The organism is Roseospira navarrensis, assembly GCF_009601025.1.
GTDB lineage: Bacteria > Pseudomonadota > Alphaproteobacteria > Rhodospirillales > Rhodospirillaceae > Rhodospira > Rhodospira navarrensis.
In genome coordinates this window covers 45896-52996 of sequence record NZ_WIVE01000028.1, presented here as the reverse complement: position 1 = coordinate 52996, position 7101 = coordinate 45896, and the positions used below count along the sequence as shown (strand labels likewise).

Here is a 7101-nt window from a genome sequence, read left to right as displayed (position 1 = left end):
GGACGGGGCCGGGTCGCCCGCGCCGGCAGGTCGGCCAGCGCCCGCTTCAGCACCGAGGCGGCGTCGCGCCGCCGCACCGCGTCCAGCCCGCGCAGTTCCAGGGCGTTGCGGCCGTCGATGTCATTCCCCAGGCGCTGCGCGGCCCGCGTCAGTTCCTCAAGGGACGCCAGCCGCACGCCGGTGCGCAGCAGGGCATCCGCCTCCAGCTCGGGCGTGGATTCCGCCAGCACCGCCTTGCGGTTCGACAGCAGGTAGAGCAGCCGCGTGGGCTCCGGCGTCTGGTCCTCCATCGGCGCCAGTTCCAGCACCAGCCGGGCGCGCGCCACCAGGGCGTCGCGCTTGTTGCCATAGACCTCCGCCACATGGCGCACGGCGTGGCCCTGGGACTCCAGGTCGGCCAGCAGGCGCCAGCGAACCCGATCCATGGGCCCGATGTAGAGCAACCCGATATCCTGGGCGCGCGCCACCGGCACCCGCCCCAGGCCGGGCACCCAGCCCGGCGGCACGTGCTGGAGCCCGTCGCCCGCGGTCCGGCTGCTGAACGCGGCCAGCGCGTCCAGGGACGTCCGGCTGACGTCCCACACCGGGTTGCGCGCCAGCAGGCGGGCATAGCCGGGAAAGCGGTCCGCCAGCCCGCCCGGCGGCACCGTCACGGCGTTGTAGACCACCACCTCGGGCGGCACGGCCTCGATCCCCCGCGACTCCAGCAGGTGGCCGCCGATCAGGATCGTCAGGGTCTCGGGGTCGATGTCCTCCGTGGCGTGGTCCACGGTGTGGCCCAGCGCCCGCAGCCCCTCCACGGTGATCGCCGCCAGGTCGTCCAGGGCGGAGGCCCCGGGCACCCCGGGCGGCCGGGCCTGGACGACGCGAATGGCGGAGGGCTGCGACATGCGAACGGGCTCGGCGCGCGGCGGATGCGACCCCCAGGCAGGGAGGGGCCGCCGCCGTCAGATGTCCAGGTTGACGACGTTGAGGGCGTTTTCCTGGATGAAGTCGCGGCGCGGCTCCACCAGATCGCCCATCAGGCGGGAAAAAATCCCCTCCGCGTCGTCCACGGCGCTCACCTTCACCTGCAGCAGCGAGCGGGCGTTGGGGTCCAGGGTGGTTTCCCAGAGCTGTTCCGGGTTCATCTCGCCCAGGCCCTTGTAGCGCGACAGGCTGAGCCCCTTCTTGCCGACCGCCATGACGGCGTCGGCCAGCCCGGCGGGGCCGTAGACGGTCAATGGCCCGTCCGGGGTTTCCAGCAGGACCGGGGCGTCGAAGGCGGCCCGCAGATCGGCGGCCCGCCCGTGCAGATAGCGGGCCTCGGCGCTGTGCAGGAGCGCGGCGTCCAGGTGATGACGCTCCGTCACCCCGCGCAGGGTGCGGGTGAACAGCAGGCTGCCGTCCCCGGGCAGGGCCTCGCCCCGCCAGCCCCGACGGATGTCGTCCTCCTGGCGATCCAGTCGCTGCGCCACCTCGGCCGCGCGCGCGCCGGCGGCCGCCGGATCGGCCAGCACTTCGGGATCGAAGCCGTCGGCCACGGCCATCTGCTCCAGCACCCACACCGGCACGCGGCGGCTGATCGCCTCCAGCGAGTGCTTGAACAGCCGCGCCTGTTCGGCCAGGGCGCGCAGGTCCTCGCCGATCATGGCGCTGCCGTCGGCCAGGATCAGGCGCAGCTTGTCCAGGCCGCTGCGGATCAAATACTGCTCCATCTCGCGGTCACCCTTGAGATAGACCTCGGATCCGCTGCGCTTGACCCGGTAGAGCGGCGGCTGGGCGATGTAGAGATAGCCCTTCTCGATGATCTCCGGCATCTGACGGAAGAAGAACGTGAGCAGCAGCGTGCGGATATGGCTGCCGTCCACGTCGGCGTCCGTCATGATGATGATCTTGTGGTAGCGGATCTTGGCGATATCGAAATCGTCGCGGCCGATGCCCGTGCCCAGCGCGGCGATCAGCGTGCCGATTTCCGCCGACGACAGCATCTTGTCGAAGCGCGCCCGCTCCACGTTCAGGATCTTGCCCTTCAAGGGCAGGATGGCCTGAAATGCCCGGTCGCGCCCCTGCTTGGCGGAGCCGCCGGCCGAGTCTCCCTCGACGATGAACAGTTCGGACTGGGCCGGATCGCGGTTCTGGCAGTCCGCCAGCTTGCCCGGCAGGCTGGAGATGTCGAGCGCCCCCTTGCGGCGGGTCAGGTCGCGGGCGCGGCGGGCCGCCTCGCGCGCGGCAGCCGCCTCGACGATCTTGCCGACGATCTTGCGGGCTTCCTGCGGGTGCTCCTCCAGCCACTGGCCGAGCCGGTCGGCGGTGATGTTCTCGACCACCGGCCGGACCTCCGACGAGACCAGCTTGTCCTTGGTCTGGCTGGAGAACTTCGGGTCCGGCACCTTGACGGACAGCACACAGGTCAGACCCTCGCGCATGTCGTCGCCGGTGGGGGTGACCTTCTCCTTCTTCAGCAGGCCCGACTCCTGGGCGTAGTGGTTCAGGGTGCGCGTCAGCGCGCCGCGGAACCCGGCCAGATGGGTGCCGCCGTCCCGCTGGGGGATGTTGTTGGTGAAGCACAGCATGGTCTCGTGGTAGCTGTCGGTCCACTCCATCGAGACCTCGACCACGATGCCGTCGCGCTCCCCCATCACCGTGATGGGTGGGGCATGCAGGGCCGTCTTGGAGGTATCGAGGTACTTCACGAAGGCTTCGATGCCGCCTTCGTAATGCAGATCCACGCTGACGGCCTCGCCGGCGCGGGCGTCCACCAGTTTCAGATAGACGCCGGAGTTCAGGAACGCCAGCTCGCGCAGCCGGTGTTCGAGCGTCTTGAACTCGTAGGTCGTGTTGGTGAACACGGCGGTCGAGGCCTTGAAGGTGATCTCGGTGCCCGTCGTGTCTCCGCAGTCTCCGACCACGGACAGCGGCGCTTCCGCCTTGCCGTCGCGAAAGCGGATGTGGTGTTCCTTGCCGTCGCGCCAGATGCGCAGATCCAGCCACTCCGACAGCGCGTTGACCACGGAGACCCCCACGCCGTGCAGGCCGCCGGAGACCTTGTAGCTGTCCTGGTTGAACTTTCCGCCGGCGTGGAGCTGGGTCATGATGACCTCGGCCGCCGACACGCCCTCGCCCCGGTGCAGGTCCACGGGGATGCCGCGCCCGTTGTCGCGCACGGTCACCGAGCCGTCGGCGTTCAGGATCACCTCGGTGCGGTCGCAGTGGCCGGCCAGCGCTTCGTCGATGGCGTTGTCCACGACCTCGTAAACCATATGGTGCAGCCCGGAGCCGTCGTCGGTGTCCCCGATGTACATGCCCGGCCGCTTGCGGACGGCCTCCAGCCCCTTCAATACCTTGATGGATTCGGCGTCGTATGCCTGCTGCGCCATGCTGGGTCCCATTCGTGATCGAAAAAGTGAATCAGTCTACCAGATTGCCGTCGGCGAGACGGAGAAATTGCGCCTGACCCGCAAACGACTCGAACAGCGCCACGTCGGTCCCGGTCAGCCAGGCCTGGGCCCCGAGCCCGGCCAGAGTGGCGGCGAGTGCGGCCCGGCGCTCCGCATCCAGATGGGCCACCACCTCGTCCAGCAGCAGCAGCGGCGCCCCGCCCCGCGCAGTGGCCACGACGCGGGCATGGGCGAGGATCAGGGCGATCAGGACGGCCTTCTGCTCGCCCGTGGAGCACTGCGCCGCCGGCAGATCCCGGCCGGCGTGGCGCACCAGCAGATCGGTGCGGTGCGGCCCGATGGCCGTGCCGCCGCCGCCGTCGGCATCACTGGCCCGGGTCGCCGCCATGGAGTCGCGCAGCCAGTCCTCCACCGCCAGCGCCGGGCGTCGGGCGAGCGCCGTTTCCACCGCGCCATCCAGCGTCATGGTGGCCCGGGGGAACGGCCCCACCGCCTCGGCCAGCGCGGCCGAAAGACGGCCCACCAGATCCTGACGGGCGGCGGCGATGGCGACCCCGTAGCGGGCCAGCGTGTCTTCCAGGGCATCCAGCCAGGACGACGTGCCCCGCCCCTCCCGCAGCAGGCGACTGCGCTCGCGCAGGGCGTGGGCATGGGCCGCGCAGCGCCCGGCGTGGTCGGGGTCGAGCGCCTGCACGAGCCGGTCCAGGAACCGCCGCCGGCCGCTGGCGCCGTCCCGGAACAGGCCGTCCATCGCCGGCACCAGCCACAGAGCGCCCACGTGCCGGCCCAGCTCGGTCTGCCCGCGCGCGGTCTCGCCGTTGACCCGGACGACCCGACGGTCGGGTCCACCGGCGCCCTCTGCCCCGCCGACGAGGCCGCTGCCCAGGGTGACCGGCCCGCTGTCCGTATCCAACGTGGCGGCCACCGCCCAGGCCCCGGACGCCGCCCCATGCCGCGTGATCTCGCCCAGCCGCGCGGTGCGCAGCCCGCGCCCCGGGGTGAGCAGCGACAGCGCCTCCAGCACGTTGGTCTTGCCGGCGCCATTGGGCCCGGTCAGCACCACCGAGGATGGCTCCACGTCCAGGCGCAGCCAGTCATAGCAGCGAAAGTCGGTCAGGGTCAGCCGCCGGACCGCCGGCAAAGCGGCGGTGACCGGCGGCGATGCATTGGCGGCGAACCGATACGGGGGCGGTCCTGCGGGCGCCATCACACCCGCATCGGCATCAGCACATAGATGGCGGAGCCGTCGGCCACGTCCCGGATCACCGTGGGCGCGGAGGCATCGGCCATGACCAGCCGCACGGCATCGCCCTCGACCTGCCCCAGTATGTCCAGCAGGTACCGGCTGTTGAAGCCGATCTCGATCGGGGACGCGTCGTAGCTGGCCTCGATCTCCTCCACGGCGCTGCCCGCATCCGGGCTGTTGGCCGAGAGGGTGACCTGCCCCTTCTCCACCGCCATCTTCACGGCCCGGGACTTCTCGGCGGAGATGGCCGACACCCGGTCCACCGCCTTGCCCAGGGTGGCGGCGTCGATCTCCAGGACCTTGTCGTTGTCCGTCGGGATGACCCGCTCATAGTCCGGGAAGGTGCCGTCGATGAGCTTGGAGACCATGACGCAGTCGTCGAAGGCGAAGCGGATCTTGGAGTCGGACAGGGACACCGAGACGTCCATGCCGGTCTCGTCGATCAGCTTGCGCAGTTCCGCCACCGTCTTGCGCGGCACGATGATGCCCGGCATGCCGGCCGCCCCGTCGGGCAGCGGCACCTCGACCCGGGCCAGCCGGTGGCCGTCGGTGGCCACCGCGCGCAGCACCGGCACACCGTCGCTGGTGGTGGCGTGCAGGTGGATGCCGTTCAGGTAATAGCGCGTCTCCTCGGTGGAGATGGCGAACCGCGTGCGGTCGATCATGCCGCGCAGGTCGGCGGCCGAGACCGAGAAGCTGTGCGTATAGCTGCCCGCACTCATGGCCGGGAACTCGTCCACCGGCAGGCAGGCGAGGTTGAAGCGCGACCGGCCGGAGCGCAGCACCAGATGGTTGCCCTCGCCGTCCAGGCTCAGTTCCACCTGCGCACCGTCCGGCAGCTTGCGGACGATGTCGTACAGCGTGTGGGCCGGCGCGGTCGAGGCCCCCGCCTTGGCGATGTCGCTGCCGACGGACTCGGCGATCTCCAGATCCATGTCCGTGGCGTTCAGGCCCAGCGCACCGTCGCGGGCATCGAGCTTCACGTTGGACAGGATGGGAATGGTGTTGCGGCGCTCGACGACACTCTGGATATGGCCGAGGGACTTCAGCAGGGCGGAACGCTCAATGGTCAACTGCATGGCCGGTTCGTTTTTGTCTGGGATGTCGGAGCGGCGGGCGGGCCGGCGCGGGGCCGCACAGTATACTCATGCGACCCTGGGGCCCAAAGTGAAATTCCGCACCTGCGCACGTCTCGCGACAGCCGGCCCGTATGGCGCCGGTCAGCGCCCGATCAGCCGGGTGATCGACCCGGGCGGCGGGTGGAACAGCGGGTGGGACGGGCGTGAAAACGTGGAAGTCTATTCAAATTGCGCATAACGCACCCCTAGCCATGCGACCGTTGCATGGCAAATGTTCGCAAATCAGTGTGGTGTCCAGAGGGGCGTCTCATTACCTTACGCACATCGGCGTTGGCCGAGACGGTTGTTCGGCACTGGGTGCGCGGTCGCGATGATAGCGATAACCACTTGGGGCCGATCCGGAACATCGGGTGTCTCATCCGGTGCGGGTCCTGTCTCCGACAGGTTCCCGACGTCTCCCAGACGTGAAACCTCCCTGTTCCACTTGCCCCGGAAAGCCTTCGCTTTCCGGGGTTTTTTTTGCCCAGGGACAGCCGCGACAGGCCGAAAGCAGATCTCCGGGGCCGGATCGTTCGCCAGCGCAAGAGGCCCCATCGCCACAGGTGGGAGTGGACGGTTACGGCCGTTCGAGCCAGGGGTTCAGGAAGGGAACGCCCGTCTCCCGGAAATCTCCCACGTTCCGCGTGACCACGGTCATGCCGTGAACAAGAGCGGTCGCGGCGATCAGCGCGTCCCTTTCTGCTCTCGGATCCGGCACATGCAGTTTGGCGCACCGAAGGGCGACGGGTATGTCGATCGGAAGAACGCGGCCCGAAAACTCGGGCAGGACACGGCCGTCAATCCATTCGCGCAACCGCGCACCCCGGGCCGGGTCACGCCGTTCGACCCGACCAACGCCGATTTCGAGTTCCAAGAGCGTCACGACAGAGAGGAAGAAGCGGGGTGCATCCTCCCCGGCCAGCCAGTCGGTCACCCCCTTGTCCGCTCTCCCGTCGCCCGCCTTGCGCAGTTCCGAAACGACATTGGTATCGAGCACATAGAGCATCAGGAGAGATCCGGAACGTGACTCCCGATCCGCACGGGCGGGGGCTCAAAAGCAATGTCGGATAACCCCGGCATTGACAGGGCCTCCACAATATTCCGGCCTCGGCTGGTCAGGTTCTCATAGTCCTCAATGCTCAGAAGAACATGGGAAGGCTTGCCCCGGTCGGTGATGAAGACGGGCCCTTGCCGTGCCGCCTTTTTGGCCCGGCCAACATCCTGATTGAGTTCGCGGCTGGACAGGGTGGTGATCGGCACGATGACCTCCTTCGCCGAACTGGTGGTAGTGATGTTACTACGTCGTGGGCGCCCTAGCAAAGGTCGATCGACTCTCCCCGGGCTTCGGTGATGACCC

General features: G+C 69.0%; 6 protein-coding genes. All 6 read right to left on the bottom strand.

The window, feature by feature from the left end; translation table 11 throughout:
- Positions 1-890, bottom strand: an 890-nt coding sequence (locus GHC57_RS10330; protein ID WP_153343861.1) for a hypothetical protein, incomplete at its 3' end; no start/stop codon positions are given.
- Between the two features lie 57 nt (positions 891-947).
- Positions 948-3359 carry a DNA topoisomerase (ATP-hydrolyzing) subunit B gene (gene gyrB, locus GHC57_RS10325; protein WP_153343859.1) on the bottom strand — a complete coding sequence of 804 codons (2412 nt, stop codon included), beginning with the start codon at positions 3357-3359 and terminating at the stop codon, positions 948-950.
- Between the two features lie 31 nt (positions 3360-3390).
- Positions 3391-4587, bottom strand: a complete 1197-nt coding sequence (gene recF / locus GHC57_RS10320) for a DNA replication/repair protein RecF (protein ID WP_153343857.1) — start codon at positions 4585-4587, stop codon at positions 3391-3393.
- Positions 4587-5705 carry a DNA polymerase III subunit beta gene (gene dnaN, locus GHC57_RS10315; RefSeq protein ID WP_153343855.1) on the bottom strand — a complete coding sequence of 373 codons (1119 nt, stop codon included), beginning with the start codon at positions 5703-5705 and terminating at the stop codon, positions 4587-4589. Before dnaN ends, recF begins: the two co-directional genes overlap by 1 nt.
- Before the next feature lie 616 nt (positions 5706-6321).
- Positions 6322-6750, bottom strand: coding sequence for a type II toxin-antitoxin system VapC family toxin (locus tag GHC57_RS10310; RefSeq protein ID WP_153343853.1), 429 nt, complete (start codon positions 6748-6750; stop codon positions 6322-6324).
- Complete coding sequence (locus tag GHC57_RS10305) at positions 6750-7004, bottom strand: type II toxin-antitoxin system prevent-host-death family antitoxin (RefSeq protein WP_170294818.1); 255 nt, start codon at positions 7002-7004, stop codon at positions 6750-6752. Before GHC57_RS10305 ends, GHC57_RS10310 begins: the two co-directional genes overlap by 1 nt.
- Positions 7005-7101: the final 97 nt, after the last annotated feature.